The sequence below is a fragment of the Parahaemophilus parainfluenzae genome (assembly GCF_001053575.1).
Classification (GTDB): Bacteria; Pseudomonadota; Gammaproteobacteria; order Enterobacterales; family Pasteurellaceae; genus Haemophilus_D; species Haemophilus_D parainfluenzae_S.
In genome coordinates this window covers 1-20,985 of the sequence record NZ_JVSL01000029.1, presented here as the reverse complement: position 1 = coordinate 20,985, position 20,985 = coordinate 1, and the positions used below count along the sequence as shown (strand labels likewise).

The following is a 20,985-nucleotide window of genomic DNA, read 5'->3' as shown; positions in this document are numbered from 1 at the left end:
TAGTAACGTCCTTATTTTAATACAACACGAGGTTAGAGATAGAATTAGAATAATTAATTCTGGGTATATATTACACCCAAAATCAGTTCATAGTCTTACAAAAAACATGGATTTATTGATATAAAACAGGTTTTCGTAATATTTTTAAAATATGTTTAGAAAATCCCCCCACTTTTTCTACAAAACAGGAATCTCTTCAAGCGATCTTCCCTCTTTTAAAAAATCATACATAAATTGCACAGACTCTTTTACACTTTCTGTCATTGGAAAACCAAAGGAAACCAGATCGGGTTGGAGCCCAACAAAAACAATTTGTTTAATATCTTGTTCCAGTTGTTCAATGAGGTAATTGAGCGGCATATTATGTGTACTCATGAAAAACATTTCCGCAATACTCTCTTTTTCAATGATTCGGATTTTACCCGGTGCTAATTCCATATCAGCCGCATCAAAAATCAAAAGCAGATCGGGTTTCATATCTCGCACAATATGTGCAACATTTTCGGGGGCCGAGCCACCGTCAAGTGCGGTCCAATTTGGCAATGGATTTTCACTTAATAACTGATAGAGATAAGGACCCGCACCGTCATCCCCCATCATGCTGTTGCCAACCGTTAAGATCACATTATTCATCACGACGTTTCACCATTATATACATCACTGGTTCACGTTGAATCGATGCTAACGTATCCATTAAGATCTCAACCCACTCTTGATGCTCTGGTGTGAAATTAGCTTTGTTCTCATCCATTGCTTTCGCCAATAAATTGACATGGCTGGAGTCAATCACAATTTCACCAAATCGCATTAAGCCGGCAAATTTACGTTTAGCATCCCCTTCTGGAAAGCTCTCTACAAAACGTTGATAATCGTCGTAGTCGCAAATTAGTAACTTTTTAAAACAATCTATCACGCCAACATGGTGACCAATCGCCAAAGAGTAATACATTACCTGTTTTGCTTGCTCTGGCACTTGTTCATCGTTTTCGACGAAACGTTCGTTTAATAAATAGAAAAAGACTTTCGTTGTCATAACATTCCCATTTTTATAGGGGCAATCACTTGCCCCATATTAATTATCCCGAAAACGGCAGACTAATCGCATGCAAACGATTGACGATTTCGCTTAAACGCGGATCGGCTTCGCGTTCTAGGTATTCACCTAAACGTACACCAAATGGCACCTTGTCATTTTCTGTCATCATTGCCATAAATTGGTTAGCAATGTTGCCACCTTGACGATAACCGGCTAGACGACGCGCTTCTCGTTCAAGACTAATACGCAAATCCAACGGAATGGTTGGGAAACGTAATTTAGCTTCTGCGTTAGGATCGGCTTTTTCTTGTTTGCCTTTAAGTTTTTGATCAAGTAAACCAAGCGCGACAGCAAAACCATAAATAGTGGCGGCAGGTGTCGGTGGGCAGCCAGGGATATACACATCAACCGGTACGATTTGGTCAGAACCACCCCATACACAATAGAGATCGTGGAAAATACCGCCGCCGCAACCGCAAGCCCCGTAAGCGATACAAATTTTTGGATCCGGTGCAGCTTGGTAAGCACGCATGGCTGGCGTACGCATCGCACGGGTAACCGCACCTGTGAACAAGAGAATGTCCGCATGGCGAGGTGATGCTACCACTTTAATACCAAAACGTTCTGCATCAAATGTTGGCGTAATAGTACTGAAAATCTCGATTTCACACCCATTACAACCGCCACAGTCCACACGGTAAACGTAAGCTGAACGTTGAATATCTTTCAGCAATGTTTGTTTCATTTTGGCTATATTTTCATCAATACTAAACGGTGTTGATATACCATTAACCGGCATTGGAATTTGAGTGTTCATCGTCTTTCGCCTCCTGCTAAAACTTTAGGTAAATCAACCGCACTTTCCTCACGTTGTTCGATTGCTTTTTTAAAATTCAAGCGAACTGGCTCCTTAAAGTCGATCAATTTCATCCGCATATTGGATTCCATATTTGCGGTTTTTTCTAAACTATGTTGACGTTTGCAAACCGGACAGGTATGTAATTCCGCCAATTTTCGTTTCACTAACTCTGGATTATCCAAAGTTTGTTTGAATAAATCGATGGTGTAATTTAGTTCTTTATAAGAAATAAACGGTTTACCACATTCTTGACAGGCGACTGTCGCAAAGGTCGTTTCTTGGAAAAGATCCTGTTTATTGGTCACTGATAGTTCAAAATCTTGTGATAAGCGAATGGCTTTAGTTGGGCAAACCTCTTCACAACGACCACAGAAAATACAACGACCAAGGAATAATGACCATGTACGGTCGCCTGTCACTGGATCTGTTCTCATGGTCAACGCATTGGCTGGACAGGCAATAGTACAAGCCGCACAGACAATACATTGATCAGAATTAAGTTCCGGTTTTCCTCTAAAATCATCATCGACTTCATAAGGTTTGAACGGATATTTGGTGGTGACATCACCTGCTTTAAATACCGTTTTTAGTAATTTAAACATATTCCGCCTCCCCTACTATTTCAATGGTGAATTTTTACGTTCGATACCGTAGCGTTCAATCTCTTTATAATCTACGGTTTTCGCTTTGCGTTTACGCACATCCACCACGGTGACACGGTCGGTACAAGAATAGCAAGGGTCAAGACTACCAATAATAAGTGGCGCATCAGACACTGTATTGCCACGCAACATATAGCGCAAGGTTGGCCAATTAGCATAAGTGGCAGCACGACAACGCCAACGGAAAAGTTTTTGGTTGTCTCCTAGCATTGACCAGTGAATATCTTCGCCACGTGGTGCTTCCGTAATCCCCAAAGCAAAACGTCCAGGCGTATAATTGAAACCTTCTTTTAAGATTTCGCCACTTGGCAAATTGTCCACCATGTAATCGATGATATTCATGGATTCAAACACTTCATTAATTCGCACTTTCACACGAGATAACACGTCACCATTGGCTTCAGTGAAGAGATTGAAAGGAATATCACCATAACCGGAGAATGGGTGTACTTTACGCACATCACGAGCAAAGCCAGAACCACGAATCATTGGCCCAACCGGGCTAAAGTCACGAGCGATATCTTTTGTCAAGACACCGACACCCACCGTACGTTGTTCCATATTCGGTGTATTCAATAAAATATCGGTTAAGGTTTTGAGTTCTTCACGCATTTCGCCGATAAGTTTAATACATTGCTCACGTTGATGTTTCAACATATCACGACGCACACCACCGATAAGGTTAATACCATAGGTTTTACGTGCACCGGTTAGCACTTCTGCCAAGGTCATAGATTTCTCACGAACGCGGAAGAATTGCATAAAGCCAGTATCAAAGCCGGTAAAGTGACTAGATAGACCTAAGTTTAATAAGTGACTGTGTAAACGTTCTACTTCTAACAAAATCGCACGAATCCATTCTGCACGTTTTGGAATTTGAATCCCTAAAGCACTTTCTACAGAATTGGCGTAAGCCACACTATGCGTGAAACCACAAATCCCACACACACGGTCAGCCAGGAAGTTAACTTGGTCGTAATCCATACGGGTTTCCGCCAATTTTTCCATACCACGGTGCACATAGAACAAACGATAGTCCGCATCAATGATATCTTCTCCATCTACGAACAAGCGGAAGTGTCCAGGTTCATCCGAAGTGATATGTAATGGACCGAGTGGAACGATGCGCGCTTCGCCCTTTTCGTTAATAAATTCGTATGTTTCTGTCGCAGTTGTTGGATCGGGACGTAAACGATAATCCATGGAATCTTTACGTAATGGATAAAGATCATCCGGCCAATCATCTGGCAACACTAAGCGACGTTGGTCTGGTAAACCGACGGCTTTCAAACCATACATATCAAATAATTCACGTTCGCCCCAAACCGCCGCTTTGACTTTTGGTGTCACAGACGGAAATTCTAAACTCACAGGATCAACTAAGGCTTTAATGGTGATAAAAGTTTTCACTTCCCCTTCCATGGAAAGCACGTAGTACACTGCATAGTTGCCATGAATTGAACGTTCATCATTCCCGAATACCAAAGGTAACCAACCTTCATGTTGATAATAAAGGTATTCAACAACATCAGGTAACATATTGGTTTTAATGGTAAGCGTAACCTGATTTGGTGTTGACCACTCCTCATCCAAAATGGTATTTGGAAATTTTTCATTGACTGCTTCAATGTAATTTTTGCCAATCATTTTGGCTGGATCGACTGATGTATTTTTAGTTAATTCCATATATTTATCCCTCCTGTCGATCATTGCGCTAAACTTTGCCAAGGTAAAACTAACATTTCACCAAAAGACACTTGTTCAGATCCGAGTACAATTCCGACCGCACTTTTTAATAACTGCAAAATTGGTTCGGCAATATGAATACCCATAATAAACATGAATAACAATAAAATTGCCATCGCCACGAGTGAAACTTTGTTCACATCCCCCACTTCAACATTATCCGGTTGTTTGCCTAATACGGTTTTTAATACCATTAAAGACAATCCAGCTAACACGATAGTAAGTAAAATTAAACAGAACACCATTAACCAAGTTTTACCTGCGTAAATACCGGCAACAGCAATACTGAATTCACTGACGAACACGTTAAATGGTGGGATACCACCTAGTGCTAACGCACCACCGGCAAATAACACCGCCGTCATTGGTGCTACACGCCATAAACCACGTACTTGGTTCATATCACGGGTTTTATATTTTAATAATATGTTACCTGAAGCACAGAATAACAAGGTTTTCGCTAAACTATGGTTGATGGTATGTAATAAACCCGCAAATACACCGATTGGGCCACCTAAACCAAAGGCAAAGCTAATTAACCCCATGTTTTCAATACTGGAATATGCCAATAAACGTTTGATGTCGAATTGGACGATAATAAACAACGCTGCCACTAATACAGAGAGTAAACCAAATACCAACAATAAGGTTTGCGGGTATGTAGAACCGACTGCTTTAGAAACTAAGATGTAATAACGCAATACCACCAACATGGCACAATTCAATAATACAGCAGATAGAATCGCACTCACTGGACTTGGTGCCTCACTGTGTGCATCAGACAACCAAGTATGCATTGGAAATAGACCGCATTTAGTACCAAACCCAACCAAAATAAAGGCAAAAGCAAGATACATGAGCATTGGATTTAAACCCGCTGCCTGTTGATTGATTTCTGTCCAGAAAATAGCTTGGCTTGGATCAGCTAAAAGATTTGTTCCATTAGAGAACGTTAAAATTGTGCCATACAATCCAAACGCCACCCCAACTGAACAAATAATGATGTATTTCCATGCTGCCTCAAGAGAGGTTTTTTGTTTGTATGTGCCGACCAAGAATGCAGAACTTAATGTAGTTGCTTCAATGGCTGCCCACATCAAAATCACATTATTGGTGATCACAGAAATAATCATGGTGAAGAAAAACAAATGCAAAAAACCGTAATAATTGCAGTATGTTTTCAAATCAAGATGCCCTTCGCGATATTCAGTACCAATATAACCGATAGAATAAATACCGGCTAATGTTCCTACAATAGCGATGAGACCTAAGAAAATAGCAGATAGACTGTCGATGTAAACCCAGTTATTTAATGCACTGATTTCCCCCTGAGTTAGCACACCATTAATAATTTGTAAGGCAAATGCTAACATCAAAATCAAACCTGTAACATGAAGTGCGGTACAAATTGTCCGTGCTTTTGTCACGCCACAAGCGAAACTGGCAAGTGATATTGCTAAAGGTGCGATTAATAACGCGATTATCCATTGTTCATACATAGCGTTACCCCTTCAAACTCATAAGTTGTTTTGCATCTAATGAATGGAATGTACGGTAAATTTTGTTTACCAACACCACCATTATGATGACGGCAAAAATAGCATCTGTGGCAATTCCGATTTCCACTAACTCAGGTGCTTTATTTGCCAATAAGGCTAATGTGAGATGAGAACCGTTTTCCATCAAACAATAACCGAATACTTGTTTTACGATATTGCGTTGGCTAACAATGCATACTAAACCTAATAAGAAGTGACTTAATGACACTGATAATGCCGGTTTAAGATGGGCAACCAACGGTAAATCGATTGGGACAACGACAAAGTAGCACAATGTCACTATCACTGCTGTGATCGGGATCAACCAAGCGACATTTATTCCAGCCGGAGTTTGACTTTCATCAACTTTTTTCATCGCATAGATTAAAATCGCTGGCACCAAAACCACTTTGGTAATAAATGCGCTGATTGACCACATATAAAGTTCATGGGCTTGCATTTCATTGGCAAGATAGACAAACAACAATACTAATACCAACGATTGCAAACTGTAAAATAACGCAGCTTTTTTGGCGGTTCGAACCATAATTACGCAAAGAGAGGTAATAATGAGTAAACACGCAAGTCCATTTATCATTAACATAGAGTCCTCCTTAACCTAACCCGCCAAACCTAGCCAATATGCAGCAATGAAGCTAGAGCATACAGACATCACCATGAGAACCACTAATACAATACTCATAGAAAGCGTAATTGGTTGTGCTTCAGCAACAGCTTCTGACGGTTTACCGATGACACATTGTCCGAATTTATATAATAACCATACAAATGTCGCGGTAGATTCAATTAAAGCAAGCACCATCAACCAAGTAATCCAGCCGTATTCTTGGCCTAACTCAAATCCGGCCGCAAATAATGGATATTTACTGAAGAATCCGTTAAATGGTGGTACCCCGGCAATCGCTAACGCGGCCACACCAAATCCTGCACCGACCACTGGCATTGTACGCATAATACCTCGTAACAATGGCATTGAACGGGTTCCTGTCGCATAACTTAATGAACCCGCAACCAAGAAGAATAAGCTTTTCGCGAAAGCATGGTTGAAGATGTAGCTAATCGCTGCAACAAAGGCCAATTTAGAGCCTAATGCAGCAAGAGAAATCCCAATGAAAATATAAGACAGTTGGGTAATGGTTGAATATGCCAATAAACGTTTTAAGTCAGTTTGTGGCAAGTACATCAAGAAGCCATAAATTAAGGTAATCATCGCCATAATGATACCGACTTCACCCACAATATGTGGAATCTCACCAGCAGACATCACAGAACGAGCGAAGATATAGACCCCAACTTTAACCATTGATGCGGCGTGCAAATACGCACTCACCGGTGTTGGTGCTTCCATCGCATTCGGCAACCAAATTTGCATTGGTAATTGTGCTGATTTCCCCCACGCAGCAAACATCACACCGAATAACACGATGGTTTTCGCACTCGGATCTAAATGTTCTAACGCGGTGATAGAGAAAGTACCTGATTGGCTGAATAAATAAGCTGCGGCAATATATAACCCGATTGCCCCCACGTGGGTGATAATCAAGGCTTTCATTGCGGCTGCTTGAGCTTTAGGTGTTTGGTAATAACTGATTAATGCCCAAGAACATCCCCCAGTAATTTCGAAGAACAATAATTGTCCTGCTAAAGTTGAGGAATACACCAAGCCTGCCATAGCACCGATAAAGATGAGCAAGAATGCATAAAAACGTGGTAACCCGTTATGTGGGTGTTCACGGTTTTTATCGGTTAAGTATCCGCAAGAATATAAGCAGATTAAGAAACCTAAGGCCACAACGGCAAAGGCAATTAATGTACTGACTGCATCAAGCGTTACACCAAAGATCGCGGTTTTATCAAAAGCGACGATGTCATAAGTGACGCTTTGATGACCATCGGCAAACCATTGTCCTGCGACTAACAAGGTTCCCAGCGTAGCAAGCGCAGCAAATACTGTGGCAATTTGAGCAAAATGTTTTTTGTTCAAACCGACAATAAATGCCCCTACGAAAGGTAAAATGATTGTAATCAGAGCTAAACGTTCCATATTTGTCCTCCTTACAACCCAGTGAAGTAAAATACAAACGCCAACACAGAAATGCCGAAGCCGACCACGGTTAAACGTCCTGTTAACATAAAGCGGGTACGAGAAAGTGTGTTTTCAAAAACACAAGCCAACACGAATACCACTAATAATTTCACGAAGAATAAAACAGCGCCTAAAATGACCGCACTTAAGCTCATCTCTGTCGGGATACCGAAAGGAAGCAACACGCTCACAAAAATAGATGCCACAACCATAGATTTTAAACTTAAGCCGATTTTTAATAAGGCGAGTGCTGGACCAGAATATTCAGTCAATGGACCTTCTTGTAATTCTTGTTCCGCTTCTGCCAAATCAAATGGAATTTTACCCATTTCAATAAATACAGCGAAGAATGCTGCAGCGATAGCAATCACTGTCGCAATTGGATATTGCCAAGTGTTTTCGGAAAGTGCATTACCGATAACCGCAAAATTGGTTGAACCAGCAATTAACGCAATGACAAGGAATGCCAGCATGAGAATTGGCTCTACCAAGACTCCTAATGTGACTTCACGACTTGCCCCTAAACTTGAGAATGTGCTGTTTGAATCCAAACCCGCAATTGAAAAGAAGAAACGGAACAAGGCGAATAAATAAATCACAGTGATTAAATCACTGCCTGCGCCAAACGGTGCGACACGGGTAAACAAAGGCAAGCTCATGGCGACTACCATCACAGTGCTAATTAGCACATAAGGCATCACTTTAGAAACCCAACCCGCATTGTCAGACCAAATGTTTTGACGTTTCATTAATTTCGCAATATCGCGATAATCTTGTAACACGCCCGGACCGCGACGAGATTGAATTCGTGCTCGGATCATACGTGAAATACCGGAAAATAACGGTGCAAGGGCAAGCAAAATCAAGGCTTGCACGATGGCAAAAACAAACATTCCGGCAGATGTTGCAATTTCTGAAGGTAACGTAATCATCTTCAACCTCCTACATCAACGCAATGGAAAGTAGTATTGCCACCAAGGCAATCACGAAGTACACGCAGTACACACGGAAGTCACCTTGTTGCAACCATTGGATTTTTGTTCCTAACCACGGAATAAAACGAGCGATAGGCATCGTCATTTTTTCTTCCCAGAAAGGTTCAGCTTTTGTTGCGCCTTTAATTACCGCTTGGATGCCTTTATCACCTAAAGGTGCAGGATCCAACACTTCACGCAAGGTATAAAGCGATTTGAAAATCGTACGTAACGGACGAGTGAAACTACCTGCAGAGGCAGCCATATCTTGTTCATAAGCATAACCACAAGCCCATGGATTGCCTTTTGCACGATCGGATAAACGTTGATTTTTGGTGAACGCATAGAAACTAAATGGCAAGAAGAAAAATGCCAATAACATGATAGTCACCATTGGTGTTGAAAGTGCAGTATGCGGTTCAGCTTGTGCAACCACTACTCCATTTTGAGCCAACATTAACGGTTCGCTATGAGCAAGTGCGGTCGAAATTTTCGCAATTATTGGGGTCACAACAGATGCCCCCACACCTAACAACACACAACATAACGCTAATACCGCCATGGCAATCACCATTGGTTTTGGTACTTCGCGTGCATTAGCTGCTTTTTCACTACGTGGTGCACCACCAAAGCTGATACCGTACACTTTCACGAAACAAAGTGCCGCTAACGCACCAGTCAATGCCAACATAATGATGGCAATCGGACCCGCAAGTTTTAAGACGAAATCATCACTTTGGCTTAAGGTGAATAAAGATTGATAAGTAAACCATTCACTGACAAAACCGTTAAACGGTGGCAATGCCGAAATCGCCATGGTACCAATTAAGAAACAGAATGCAGTGTAAGGCATAAGTTTGCCTAAGCCGCCCATTAAGTCCATGTCTTTAGTATGCAAGCGATACATTACTGAACCTGCACCTAAGAATAACAAGCCTTTGAATACAGCATGGTTAAGTAAGTGGTATAAACCACCAAGTAAGCCCACGGTTGCCAACACTGGATGATGTGTCGCGATACCAATCATACCAACGCCCACACCCATCATAATGATACCGATATTTTCTACCGTGTGATAAGCCAAGAGTTTTTTGATGTCATGTTCTGCCAAGGCATAAAGTACGCCGAGTACAGAAGATACCGCACCGAAACCGAGTACGATAACGCCATACCAAACATTGGTAGAACCGAGAAGATCAACACCGACTTTGATGATCCCGAAGATACCGATTTTAACCATCACACCAGACATCATCGCTGATGCATGAGAAGGCGCAGCCGGGTGAGCTTTCGGTAACCAGCTGTGTAATGGAATCATCCCGGCTTTGGCGCCAAAACCTAAAAATGCCAAAATAAAGGCGGTAAAGGCAAGCGGTGCCGGTAAAGTGGTTTGACGGAATGCGCTAAATTCAAAACTACCGGCATAGCAGTAGAAAATGAAGAAGGCGATCATAATTAATACCGAACCGGCATGCGCAATAAAGAAATAAAGCAAGCCTGCATTTACGGCATTGTCATCTTGTTCGGTAAGGACTAAGAAATAAGATGCCAATGACATCATTTCAAAGAATACAAGGAAGTAGAACGCATTATCGCTGGTCACTAACGCAACCATGGAAGCGATAAATAAATTCATAAAGAAACCCATGGAACCTGCGCCTTTACCTTTGTATTCTTTTACATAAGAGAAAGAATAAAGTGCGGTCACAATCACTAATAAAGAAATGACGCACACCATAAACGCCGCCAATCCGTCAATGCGGATGGAGAACGAGGCAAATTCAAATGGGGTTTTGAAAACATCAACGACTGTGTCGCTGCTGATCAGAACGGGGATGCAGGCAACTATACCTAACACTCCAGCAAGTACACCGGTCACGCCGGATATATTGATTGAAAGTTGTTCGTTTCGTCTCACTGCGAGCGAAATAAACGCACCTACGACATAAATCAACAGGGTCGTGATGAGTAAATTGATAGGTAAACTCATAATATCACTCCATTGATTACAAGTTAAACACACTAATTATCTTGGGATAGCAGGCGAAGAAACCATTGCCATTTCACGTTTTCTTTCGTTAGCCTGCTTGATACTCTCATCACTAATAATAAATAAGGTTTTGGTCGGACAGGTTTGTACACAAGCCGGACCATCTTCACGGAAATAGCAAAGATCGCATTTCACCGCAATGGCTTTCACGCCTGGTTGCCATGCCAGCATATTGTGTAAATCCGTATTATCTGGTGCAGTACGAATATCTCGTTTTACCGCATCAGTGAAGGAGAACCCTTCGTAATAAGTAGGTGCGTCAATCGGTGCTGAACCATGTTGGGTAATTGCACCGAATGGGCAAGCAATACCACAAAGTTTACAACCGATACAGAGACTTTCGTTAAGTTGAATGGTGTCATTAATATGTGTGATTGCGTGCACCGGACACACGGTAGCACATGGTGAATCATCACAATGACGACAGAGAATTGGCACGGTTACATCATCATTACGCATGACTTGTAAGCGTGGAAAAGATTGTAATCCGAAAGCTTTATGCACTTCGCTACAAGCGGCCATACAGGTGTTGCATCCAATGCAATCCTTCGGATCACCGATTACAAAACGATTCATACATTCCCCTCCTTGTATGTAAATAACGTTTTAACAATAACCACTCTAGTTATAAGGATACTCCTGTCGAAAAGTAAAGCTCAAGAAGTAATTCAAAGATTTGTGATTAAGATCAAAAGATTTTGATTGTTTTTCTACTGCTGTGATGCGCCTGTTAAATAACCGTGAAACATAATAATTTTATGTTAAAAATGTGAACAAATTTTCAACAAATAGACATCACCCTATTTGAAATATCGATATACAAATTTAAGTGGTTACGTGATAGAATTTATCCTTCGCTGTATGTTTATTAGTACACAATAAACAATTTATCTCATAAACATTCAAACTAAGGACAGATTATGTGTTTAGGTATTCCGGGACAGATCATTCAAGTAGCTGACAGCGCATTACAGCTTGCTGTAGTCGATGTCTGCGGAGTAAAAAGAGAAGTTAATATTTCATTAATTTGTCAGGATGACCCAAAACCTCTGGTTGGCAAATGGGTGCTCGTACACGTTGGTTTTGCCATGACAATTATTGATGAAGAAGAAGCCAAACAGACGCAAGAAGCCTTAATTGCGATGAGCCAGCTAGAACACGAAGTCGGCGATTTTCTTGGTCTCAATCAAAAATAAACAGGATTGCGTTATGCAAGGGATCGAATTACGCATAAAAGGAAAAGTTCAGGGCGTGGGGTTTCGCCCTTTTGTCTGGCTGCTAGCAAATCAATATAAGTTAAACGGAGATGTCAATAATGATGGACAAGGCGTATTAATTCGTTTTGTCTCCCCACCAGCAGATGCACTCAAGCAATTTTTGTCCGACCTGCAAAACAAACTCCCACCGCTAGCGCAAATTACTGATATTACTCAGCGTCCAATAGATTGGCCAGAAGCAACTGCCGTAACGGGCTTTACCATTCGGGAAAGTGAAAACAATCAAATGGACACGCAAATTATTCCTGATGCAGCAACCTGTCCACATTGTTTAGCTGACTTATTCGATCCCAACAATCGACGTTATCACTACCCCTTTACCAATTGTACCCATTGCGGTCCTCGTTTTACCATCATCAAGGCAATTCCTTACGACCGAAAAAACACGGCGATGTCTGTTTTTCCGCTTTGCCCACAATGTGAAAAAGAATACAAAGATCCCGCTGATCGTCGTTTTCATGCTCAACCTAATGCTTGTTCAGTCTGTGGACCCCATATCTGGTTGCAGGATCGAGAAAAAACACTTTTTACTCATGAAACAGCACTAAAACAGACCGCACTTTTATTGCAACAAGGTCACATCATCGCGGTTAAAGGCTTAGGCGGTTTTCATCTGGCCTGTGATGCGAATAATCAAAAGGCGGTTGATTTATTACGTCAACGGAAGCATCGTCCCACAAAACCATTAGCCATTATGGTGCCTGATCTGCAGTTTTTACAGGATTTGAGTTCTCAAGAAACAGAATTGCTAACCAGCAGCGCTGCACCGATTGTACTACTAGCAAAACATAAAGTACCCAATATTACTGATAACATCGCGCCTAACTTGCAAGAAATCGGCGTCATGCTTCCAAGTAATCCACTACAACATTTGTTATTACGCGCGATTAATCGTCCGCTAGTCATGACCTCAGCTAACACAAGCGGACAACCTCCCGTACTGAAGAATGAATATGCGGTAGAACAATTAGCTGATTTAGCTGATTTTTATCTTTGTCACAATCGCGATATTTTACAACGTGCCGATGATAGCCTCGTTCGTGTTGCCTTCGATGGATTAGAAACATTGCGTCGTGCTCGTGGCTATGTGCCAGATGAAATACCACTTGAAACACAAAGCACAAAAAATGTATTAGCATTGGGTTCTGATCTGAAAAATACATTCTGCTTACTACGTCACAATAAAGCCGTACTGAGCCAACATATTGGTGATACGGCAAATGAGCAAGTGCAGTCGCAATTAAGTGAAAACCTTGCATTATTTCAGCAGATTTACCAATTTAAACCAGACATTATCGCAGTGGATGCTCACCCTGGCTATTTTTCATCTTCTATCGGAAAACAACTTGCTGAGCAGCAACAAATCCCCCCCATCGAAGTACTCCATCATCATGCTCATATTGTCAGCGTGATGGCCGAACATCATTGCAATGAACCTGTAATCGGTCTTGCACTAGACGGTATTGGCATGGGGGAAAATGGACAGCTTTGGGGGGGCGAATGTCTACTCGTTGACTATCAACATAGTCAATATTTAGGTGGTCTGCCTGCTGTGGCTCTGCCAGGAGGCGATCTTGCAGCTAAACAACCTTGGCGCAACTGGCTGGCTCACCTGCATCAATTTGTGCCACAGTGGCAAGAAATTCTCACTAAAACCTGTACAGAACCGAATTGGCAAATACTAGTCAATGCTATTGAACGCAGACTAAATTGCCCATCTATATCATCTGCGGGTCGCTTATTTGATGCCGTAGCTTATACTCTCGGTATTGCACCAACCATTGTTTCTTGGGAGGGCGAAGCGGCCTGCCATTTAGAAGCACTGGCAAATACCTCATCTTTGGCGACACAAGCACAAAGTGCGGTCAATATTCCAGTAAAAATACCGCTTATCGGCAATAAACTGGATTTGGCTTATTTCTGGCAAAGTTGGTTGAATTACCATGCGTCTGTCGCAGATAAAGCCTTCGCCTTTCACTATGCTCTCGCCCAAGGTTTTGCTGAACTTGCTACAAACCAAGCACGCAAATACCGATGCCGTACTATCGTATTATCTGGCGGTGTGATGCATAACCAACTATTACGCCGCTTATTAAAAGAAAATCTGAGCGAACTCCATGTACTAAGTGCGCATAAACTACCAATGGGTGATGGCGGACTCAGTTTAGGTCAGGCGGTTATTGCCATGCATAGAAACTGATAATCCCTAATATTAAATATAAGAAAAAGAGTTAATCGAAAATAACGATTAACTCTTTTGTTTTTGTATTTATTTTTTATCTTTTATAACGGAATACTGGAAAAGAAAACCAATAGTAACGGTGGCAGAATATTCGTCACAAAGCCAAATGAAATCGCAATTGGCGTGACTTCAATACCTCCCGCTTTTTGAATAATTGGCAAAGTGCAATCTATTGCTGTCGCCCCCGTAATCCCAATTGCAGTCGAACGGAAATGACGCATAAATAATGGGATGACGAATAAACTGACAATTTCACGGGATAAATCATTAAAAAAGGCAATACTACCCTGTACTGGTCCCCATGCATTGGTCAATACTACACTGGATAACGAATACCAACCCATTCCAGAGGCAAACGCCAGTCCTTGCGTAATTGGCATCGCTAAAACGAAAGCAGCAATGATACCGCCTAGTAATGAAGTAAAAGTAAACACCATCCCCGTTTGGAAACCTCGTTTATTGAAAAGGGCCTCTTTTAAGGAAATACCGTTATTTCTTAGCTGAATCCCCACAAAGAAAATCAGTACGATCAATACATACAGATTAATTCCAGTAGGCAACATGAGATAGGATTTGAATAAGAAACCACAAAGGGTACCAATCACCACTGTGCCGGAAAGTTTGAGCGAGTCAATTAAGGAGTGCCAGCGAGAATCAATTTTACCTTGTGATTTAAGTGGCTCAGCGGGGTTAAAGCGGTCATAAAGCATCAAGCCAATCATATTGGATCCCAAAATGATCGCCGATAGCGTCACCGCAGTTGTGCCAATAATCGGCAGTTTATGCTCTAAATCATCTAACTGACCAAGTAAATAGCCCATTAAGAAAAGAATAATGTAAAGCAAAAACATCACGATATGATTTATTTTTGCAATATAGGATTTATTGTTGACCTTTAATAAATAGCCTAACACCATTGGTATTAAGACAATTAATAAGCCATTTATCATATCCTGCATCATACATCTCCTTTCTTATTCCATTGAAGCTAGCATACCCCTTTTCACCCCTTTTTTCAAAGCGCATAAAAAAAGTGCGGTCAAATCAACCGCACTTTTAATCATCTAAAAATTAAACTGATTAGCCATTTACTTGGCGACGTGCTAATACAGCATCAGATAACTGTTTTAACACGATTTCTGTATCTTCCCAACCGATGCAAGCATCAGTGATACTTTGTCCGTAAGTCTGCGCTTTACCATCGACTAAATCTTGACGACCTTCAACAATATGGCTTTCTACCATAACACCAAAGATCTGTTTTGAACCACCTGCAATTTGTAGGCAAACATCTTCACAAACTTCCATTTGTTTTTTGAATTGTTTGCTACTATTGGCATGGCTGAAATCAACCATGACATGTGGAATACGACCTGATTTTTCGATCTCTGCACAAACTTTTGCAACGTCTTCTGCTTTATAGTTAGGACCTTTATCCCCACCACGTAAAATGATGTGGCAGTCTTCATTTCCTTTTGTTGAAACAATCGCCGAATGACCAAATTTTGTCACAGACAAGAAGTAATGTGAAGCTTCTGCCGCCCCCATTGCATCTAAGGCTACTTTTACGCCACCATTTGTGCCATTTTTAAAGCCTACCGCACAAGATAAGCCTGAAGCTAACTCACGGTGAACTTGAGATTCCGTTGTTCTCGCACCAATTGCGCCCCAGCTCATGAAATCAGCTACATATTGTGGTGTGATCATATCTAAGAACTCACCGGCTGATGGTACGCCTAAGTTATTGATGTCAGATAATAATTTACGTGCAATACGCAAACCATCATTTAAACGATATGTATCATTTAAATAAGGATCGTTGATTAAACCTTTCCAACCCACTGTTGTACGCGGTTTTTCAAAGTAAACGCGCATTACCACTTCAAGTGTATCTTTATATTTATCACGTAATACTTTTAAACGTTTTGCGTAATCTAATGCGGCTTTAGGATCATGAATAGAACAAGGACCAATTACCACAAGTAAACGGTCATCTTTCCCATGAATAATATTGTGCGCATACAAACGGGTTTCATGAACTAAATCAGCCGCTTCTTGACTTGCTGGAAATTTTTCTAATAAGGCAATTGGAGGTAATACCTGATCGACTTTTTCAATTCGGGTATCATCATTTGCAACTTTTACTTCGATTTCTTCTTTCTTCGTCGCCATATGTCACTCTCTAAATCTTAAATGTTGTGCTTAAATCTAATGGCGTTACTCTACACCTATTTTTTGTACTAGTAAACTAGTTCATTTGAATTCTTACACAATTATTATGTGATTGCGTAAGATTTATACTACCTAAGCAGTAAAACAGGGCGTTATTAAACTATATTTCCGCCTTAGCTGGCAAGGCTTTTGACATAAAAATAGGTTGAACCAGCCCTATTTAAACAAAATGATTCTTTTATCTTTCAAATTAACAAAGAGGTTTAGATAAATGCGGGCAAAAAGAACAATTTCAACATCTATCGCACTTTTTAAAAAAATTTTTTCAATGCCCTTGTTTTTACTGAACATCCCCCTCATTTTTTTGTCTGATTGAACACTGATTCAATCATTTATTTTTACTTGGAGAACTCTATGAAGAAAAGAAATTTTGTATTAACCGGTATAGCATTAGGTTTAAGCGTGTTTGCAACCTCTTTATCCGCTCAAGCGGCTATTCCAAATGAGATTGTCGAACAAGGTAGCCTTGCGCCTATGTTAGAAAAAGCACAAGCAGCAGTAGTCACCCTTTCTGTTGAAGGCAAAGCAAAAGCAAACAGCCGTTCAGCATTACCTGATGATATTCCAGAAGAATTTAAATTTTTCTTTGGTGATCAATTTGGCGAACAATTTGGTGGAGATCGTGGTGCATCACGCAACTTCCGTGGTTTAGGTTCTGGTGTCATCATCAATGCCGATAAAGGTTATGTTTTAACTAATAATCACGTGGTAGATGGTGCAGATAAAATCACCGTAAAATTACAAGACGGACGTGAATTCAAAGCAAAACTTGTTGGAAAAGACGAACAATCTGATATCGCTTTAGTGCAAATCGAAAAACCAGCAAATCTCACCGCGATCAAAATGGCTGACTCCGATAAATTACGTGTCGGTGATTTTACCGTTGCTATTGGTAACCCATTCGGCTTAGGCCAAACCGTCACCTCTGGTATTGTTTCGGCACTAGGTCGTTCTACTGGTTCAGATAGCGGTGCGTATGAAAACTATATCCAAACGGATGCGGCGGTAAACCGCGGTAACTCTGGCGGTGCATTATTGAACTTGCAAGGTGAATTAATTGGTATTAATACCGCGATTATTTCTCCAAGTGGTGGTAACGCAGGGATTGCCTTTGCGATTCCAAGCAACCAAGCCAACAATCTCGTTCAACAAATCTTAGAATTTGGTGAAGTACGCCGTGGTTTACTCGGTATTAAAGGTGGCGAATTAAATGCCGATTTAGCAAAAGCCTTTAATGTCAGTGCGCAACAAGGTGCATTTGTAAGTGAAGTCATTCCAAATTCTGCTGCCGAGAAAGCAGGCTTAAAAGCAGGTGATGTAATTACCGCAATGAATGGTCAAAAAATTTCAAGTTTTGCCGAAATGCGTGCGAAAATCGCGACTTCTGGTGCGGGTAAAGAAATTGAACTCACTTACTTACGTGATGGCAAAACTGACAACGTAAAAGTAACTTTACAAGCAGACGATGGCTCTCAAACGGCAAGTAAAACAGAACTTCCTGCATTAGATGGTGCAACCTTAAACAACTACGATGCAAAAGGTGTTAAAGGTGTAGAAATTAGTAAAGTACAGCCAAATTCAATGGCGGCACAACGCGGTTTAAAATCGGGTGATATCATCATCGGCATCAACCGTCAGCCAATTGAGAGTACGCAAGACTTACGCAAAGCGCTAGATGAAAAACCATCTGCCGTTGCACTCAATATCTTACGTGGTAAAAACAACTTTTACTTATTAGTACAATAAAATGAAAGTGCGGTCAAAATTGACCGCTCTTTTTCTTTATTCCGATATCATAAACTGCTCTCTCAATTGATGAAGCTGATCGCGTACTGCGGCGGCTTTTTCAAATTCGAGATCTTGAGCAAATTTATACATTTGTTGTTCCAATTTCTTAATTTGTTGTTGGAATTCTTTCGCGGACTTAGGTGCATTGTAAAGTGCGGTCGGTTCAGCTGCTGTTTTACCACGCTGTTTCGATTTGGCTTTTTGATTTGCACCTTGGCCAATATCTAATAATTCACCCACTTTCTTATTCAATGCCTGTGGAACAATGCCGTGCTCTTCATTATATTTCATTTGTTTTTCACGACGGCGATTCGTCTCGGTAATGGCTTTTTCCATAGATTTAGTAATACTATCAGCATACAAAATCGCTTTACCATTTAAGTTTCGGGCTGCACGACCGATGGTTTGGATTAAGGAACGTTCGGAACGCAAGAAACCTTCTTTATCCGCATCTAAAATTGCCACAAGAGAGACTTCTGGAATATCCAAGCCCTCACGTAACAAGTTGATACCAACCAATACATCAAATTCGCCTAAACGTAAATCACGAATAATCTCTACACGCTCAACGGTATCAATATCTGAATGCAAATAACGCACACGAATACCGTGCTCGTCTAGATAATCCGTTAAATCTTCCGCCATTTTCTTCGTCAGTGTTGTCACTAAAACTCGCTCATTTTTGTCCGCTCTTTGACGCGCTTCAGACAGCAAATCATCCACTTGAATGGACACTGGGCGAATTTCAATTTGCGGATCGAGTAAGCCTGTTGGACGTACCACCTGATCGACAATTTCACTGCCTGATTTTTCCAACTCATAAGGACCTGGTGTTGCGGAAACGTAAATCGTCTGTGGCGCTAAACGCTCAAACTCTTCAAAGCGTAATGGACGGTTATCCAATGCAGAAGGCAAACGGAAACCATATTCCACCAAGGTTTCTTTACGAGAACGGTCTCCACGATACATCCCACCAATTTGTGGCACAGTTACGTGCGATTCATCAATAATCAAAATCGCATCAGACGGCATATAATCAAATAATGTCGGAGGCGGTTCGCCTTCATTTCGGCCAGAAAGATAGCGTGAATAGTTTTCGATGCCTGAGCAATAACCAAGCTCATTCATCATCTCAATATCAAACTGCGTGCGTTGGGTAATGCGTTGCTCTTCCAACAATTTATGCTCTTTGATGAAATATTCACGGCGTTGAGCAAGCTCCACTTTGATTTTTTCAATAGCATCTAAAATACGTTCTCTCGGTGTCACATAGTGGGTTTTCGGATATACCGTAAAACGCGGAACTGCGCCAAAACTAGTCCCCGTTAAAGGATCAAATAAACTTAAACGTTCAATTTCATCATCAAATAATTCAATTCGTACCGCTCGATCGTCTGATTCTGCAGGGAAAATATCAATCACTTCACCGCGCACACGGAATGTACCACGCTGAAAAGCTTGATCATTTCTTGTATATTGTAATTCCGCTAACTTCGCTAAAATCTGACGTTGATCGATAATTGCCCCTTGTTGTAAATGCAACATCATTTGCAAATAGCTATCTGGGTCTCCCAAACCATAAATCGCCGAAACAGATGCGACTACGATAGTATCTCGACGCTCTAAGAACGACTTCGTAGCTGAAAGACGCATCTGTTCAATTTGATCATTAATTGAAGCATCTTTTTCGATAAAGGTATCACTACTCGGTACATAAGCTTCCGGCTGATAGTAATCATAGTATGAGACGAAATATTCCACCGCATTTTCAGGAAAGAACGCTTTCATTTCCGCATAAAGCTGAGCAGCAAGCGTTTTATTGGGGGCAAGTAACATTGCGGGACGATTTAATGTCGCTATGACATTTGCAATAGTAAATGTTTTGCCTGATCCCGTTACCCCGAGAAGGGTTTGATGCGCCAAACCATCCTCTAAATTTTCGACTAATTTTTCGATTGCTTGGGGTTGATCACCGGAAGGTTTAAAATCGGAATGAAGAATAAAAGGCTTAGTATTAATTTTCTCTGCCATAAGTGCGGTCAATTTTTTTACTGTTTTAGAAGTGTGGTTATTTTAACACATTTATTACTCCAAATTGAGCGATAAAAATCCAAGTTTTACACACACTTAGGCGTGTCAAGTCTTAAACACTTCAAAATTGAAAAATATTTTATTTTTTTTGCTGGACTTTATTTAACGTATTGATATTTAAACAAATATTACCGAATGGCTAATAGATGAGCAATTTGAGACAAAGCCAGTCTGCACCAGTGGTTGACCATTTTAAACAAAAACAATCCACAAAGTTATCCACAGGCTTTGTGGATAGCAAAAACGGTAAATTTTTTTATGATTTTTTTCATTTTGAGTATTGACAAGCGACAGGTCGCTCATTAAAATGCGCGCCTATTCTTTGTGATACCAAATTTATTCCTCCTTAGTTCAGTCGGTAGAACGGTGGACTGTTAATCCAT

The 20,985-nt window shown here is 40.9% G+C and carries 17 protein-coding genes; 3 read left to right on the top strand and 14 right to left on the bottom strand.

Features of this window, described 5'->3' with window-relative positions; genetic code table 11:
* Positions 1 to 177: 177 nt before the first annotated feature.
* The 11 genes from hycI to AC979_RS05575 are packed head-to-tail and all read right to left on the bottom strand — an operon-like array spanning position 178 to position 11,548.
* Complete coding sequence (hycI, locus tag AC979_RS05625; protein WP_049373268.1) at positions 178 to 633, bottom strand: hydrogenase maturation peptidase HycI; 456 nt, start codon at positions 631 to 633, stop codon at positions 178 to 180.
* Positions 626 to 1,033, bottom strand: coding sequence for a formate hydrogenlyase maturation HycH family protein (locus AC979_RS05620; RefSeq protein ID WP_049373266.1), 408 nt, complete (start codon positions 1,031 to 1,033; stop codon positions 626 to 628). Before AC979_RS05620 ends, hycI begins: the two co-directional genes overlap by 8 nt.
* A 43-nt stretch (positions 1,034 to 1,076) precedes the next feature.
* Positions 1,077 to 1,853: an NADH-quinone oxidoreductase subunit B family protein gene (locus AC979_RS05615; RefSeq protein WP_049357455.1), complete on the bottom strand. Its 777-nt coding sequence runs from the start codon at positions 1,851 to 1,853 to the stop codon at positions 1,077 to 1,079.
* Entirely contained in the window at positions 1,850 to 2,497 is a 648-nt protein-coding gene (locus AC979_RS05610) for a formate hydrogenlyase complex iron-sulfur subunit (RefSeq protein ID WP_049373265.1), read from the bottom strand. Before AC979_RS05610 ends, AC979_RS05615 begins: the two co-directional genes overlap by 4 nt.
* A gap of 15 nt (positions 2,498 to 2,512) precedes the next feature.
* Complete coding sequence (locus tag AC979_RS05605) at positions 2,513 to 4,243, bottom strand: NADH-quinone oxidoreductase subunit C (RefSeq protein WP_049373263.1); 1,731 nt, start codon at positions 4,241 to 4,243, stop codon at positions 2,513 to 2,515.
* Positions 4,244 to 4,263: 20 nt separating this feature from the next.
* Positions 4,264 to 5,802 (bottom strand): hydrogenase 4 subunit F, encoded by a 1,539-nt coding sequence (locus AC979_RS05600; protein WP_049373261.1) that lies wholly within the window; start codon positions 5,800 to 5,802, stop codon positions 4,264 to 4,266.
* Positions 5,803 to 5,806: 4 nt separating this feature from the next.
* The gene (hyfE, locus tag AC979_RS05595) at positions 5,807 to 6,445 is read right to left on the bottom strand and encodes a hydrogenase 4 membrane subunit (protein ID WP_005697594.1); all 639 of its coding nucleotides are present in this window, start codon (positions 6,443 to 6,445) and stop codon (positions 5,807 to 5,809) included.
* A gap of 15 nt (positions 6,446 to 6,460) precedes the next feature.
* Entirely contained in the window at positions 6,461 to 7,906 is a 1,446-nt protein-coding gene (locus AC979_RS05590; protein WP_049373260.1) for a hydrogenase 4 subunit D, read from the bottom strand.
* 11 nt (positions 7,907 to 7,917) lie between these two features.
* A complete protein-coding gene (locus AC979_RS05585) occupies positions 7,918 to 8,880 on the bottom strand; it encodes a respiratory chain complex I subunit 1 family protein (RefSeq protein ID WP_049373259.1) in 963 nt (320 codons plus the stop codon).
* Positions 8,881 to 8,890: 10 nt separating this feature from the next.
* On the bottom strand, positions 8,891 to 10,912 hold the full coding sequence (gene hyfB / locus AC979_RS05580) for a hydrogenase 4 subunit B (protein WP_049373257.1): 2,022 nt from the start codon (positions 10,910 to 10,912) through the stop codon (positions 8,891 to 8,893).
* A gap of 36 nt (positions 10,913 to 10,948) precedes the next feature.
* On the bottom strand, positions 10,949 to 11,548 hold the full coding sequence (locus AC979_RS05575; protein WP_014065505.1) for a 4Fe-4S dicluster domain-containing protein: 600 nt from the start codon (positions 11,546 to 11,548) through the stop codon (positions 10,949 to 10,951).
* Positions 11,549 to 11,892: 344 nt separating this feature from the next.
* On the opposite strand from AC979_RS05575, the gene hybG reads away from it, so the two are divergent.
* Complete coding sequence (hybG, locus tag AC979_RS05570; RefSeq protein ID WP_005696275.1) at positions 11,893 to 12,168, top strand: hydrogenase maturation factor HybG; 276 nt, start codon at positions 11,893 to 11,895, stop codon at positions 12,166 to 12,168.
* Between the two features lie 13 nt (positions 12,169 to 12,181).
* Complete coding sequence (hypF, locus tag AC979_RS05565) at positions 12,182 to 14,449, top strand: carbamoyltransferase HypF (protein ID WP_049373255.1); 2,268 nt, start codon at positions 12,182 to 12,184, stop codon at positions 14,447 to 14,449.
* A gap of 83 nt (positions 14,450 to 14,532) precedes the next feature.
* Here the strand turns inward: hypF and AC979_RS10390 are convergent, their stop codons facing one another.
* Together AC979_RS10390 and aroG are read right to left on the bottom strand one after the other, a co-directional pair.
* The gene (locus tag AC979_RS10390) at positions 14,533 to 15,450 is read right to left on the bottom strand and encodes a lysine exporter LysO family protein (protein ID WP_176747776.1); all 918 of its coding nucleotides are present in this window, start codon (positions 15,448 to 15,450) and stop codon (positions 14,533 to 14,535) included.
* Positions 15,451 to 15,571: 121 nt separating this feature from the next.
* Positions 15,572 to 16,663 carry a 3-deoxy-7-phosphoheptulonate synthase AroG gene (gene aroG / locus AC979_RS05555; RefSeq protein WP_049373253.1) on the bottom strand — a complete coding sequence of 364 codons (1,092 nt, stop codon included), beginning with the start codon at positions 16,661 to 16,663 and terminating at the stop codon, positions 15,572 to 15,574.
* Between the two features lie 414 nt (positions 16,664 to 17,077).
* Between aroG and AC979_RS05550 the strand changes: the two genes are divergently transcribed.
* Complete coding sequence (locus AC979_RS05550) at positions 17,078 to 18,469, top strand: DegQ family serine endoprotease (protein WP_049373251.1); 1,392 nt, start codon at positions 17,078 to 17,080, stop codon at positions 18,467 to 18,469.
* 36 nt (positions 18,470 to 18,505) lie between these two features.
* On the opposite strand, the gene uvrB is transcribed toward AC979_RS05550, so the two are convergent.
* Positions 18,506 to 20,542, bottom strand: coding sequence for an excinuclease ABC subunit UvrB (uvrB, locus tag AC979_RS05545; protein WP_049373249.1), 2,037 nt, complete (start codon positions 20,540 to 20,542; stop codon positions 18,506 to 18,508).
* Positions 20,543 to 20,985 lie beyond the last annotated feature (443 nt).

Excerpts from the sequence above, each read along its gene's own strand:
- hycI (WP_049373268.1), bottom strand. The coding sequence starts at position 633 with ATGAATAATGTGATCTTAACGGTTGGCAACAGCATGATGGGGGATGAC.
- AC979_RS05620 (WP_049373266.1), bottom strand. The coding sequence starts at position 1,033 with ATGACAACGAAAGTCTTTTTCTATTTATTAAACGAACGTTTCGTCGAA.
- AC979_RS05615 (WP_049357455.1), bottom strand. The coding sequence starts at position 1,853 with ATGAACACTCAAATTCCAATGCCGGTTAATGGTATATCAACACCGTTT.
- AC979_RS05610 (WP_049373265.1), bottom strand. The coding sequence starts at position 2,497 with ATGTTTAAATTACTAAAAACGGTATTTAAAGCAGGTGATGTCACCACC.
- AC979_RS05605 (WP_049373263.1), bottom strand. The coding sequence starts at position 4,243 with ATGGAATTAACTAAAAATACATCAGTCGATCCAGCCAAAATGATTGGC.
- AC979_RS05600 (WP_049373261.1), bottom strand. The coding sequence starts at position 5,802 with ATGTATGAACAATGGATAATCGCGTTATTAATCGCACCTTTAGCAATA.
- hyfE (WP_005697594.1), bottom strand. The coding sequence starts at position 6,445 with ATGTTAATGATAAATGGACTTGCGTGTTTACTCATTATTACCTCTCTT.
- AC979_RS05590 (WP_049373260.1), bottom strand. The coding sequence starts at position 7,906 with ATGGAACGTTTAGCTCTGATTACAATCATTTTACCTTTCGTAGGGGCA.
- AC979_RS05585 (WP_049373259.1), bottom strand. The coding sequence starts at position 8,880 with ATGATTACGTTACCTTCAGAAATTGCAACATCTGCCGGAATGTTTGTT.
- hyfB (WP_049373257.1), bottom strand. The coding sequence starts at position 10,912 with ATGAGTTTACCTATCAATTTACTCATCACGACCCTGTTGATTTATGTC.
- AC979_RS05575 (WP_014065505.1), bottom strand. The coding sequence starts at position 11,548 with ATGAATCGTTTTGTAATCGGTGATCCGAAGGATTGCATTGGATGCAAC.
- hybG (WP_005696275.1), top strand. The coding sequence starts at position 11,893 with ATGTGTTTAGGTATTCCGGGACAGATCATTCAAGTAGCTGACAGCGCA.
- hypF (WP_049373255.1), top strand. The coding sequence starts at position 12,182 with ATGCAAGGGATCGAATTACGCATAAAAGGAAAAGTTCAGGGCGTGGGG.
- AC979_RS10390 (WP_176747776.1), bottom strand. The coding sequence starts at position 15,450 with ATGCAGGATATGATAAATGGCTTATTAATTGTCTTAATACCAATGGTG.
- aroG (WP_049373253.1), bottom strand. The coding sequence starts at position 16,663 with ATGGCGACGAAGAAAGAAGAAATCGAAGTAAAAGTTGCAAATGATGAT.
- AC979_RS05550 (WP_049373251.1), top strand. The coding sequence starts at position 17,078 with ATGAAGAAAAGAAATTTTGTATTAACCGGTATAGCATTAGGTTTAAGC.
- uvrB (WP_049373249.1), bottom strand. The coding sequence starts at position 20,542 with ATGGCAGAGAAAATTAATACTAAGCCTTTTATTCTTCATTCCGATTTT.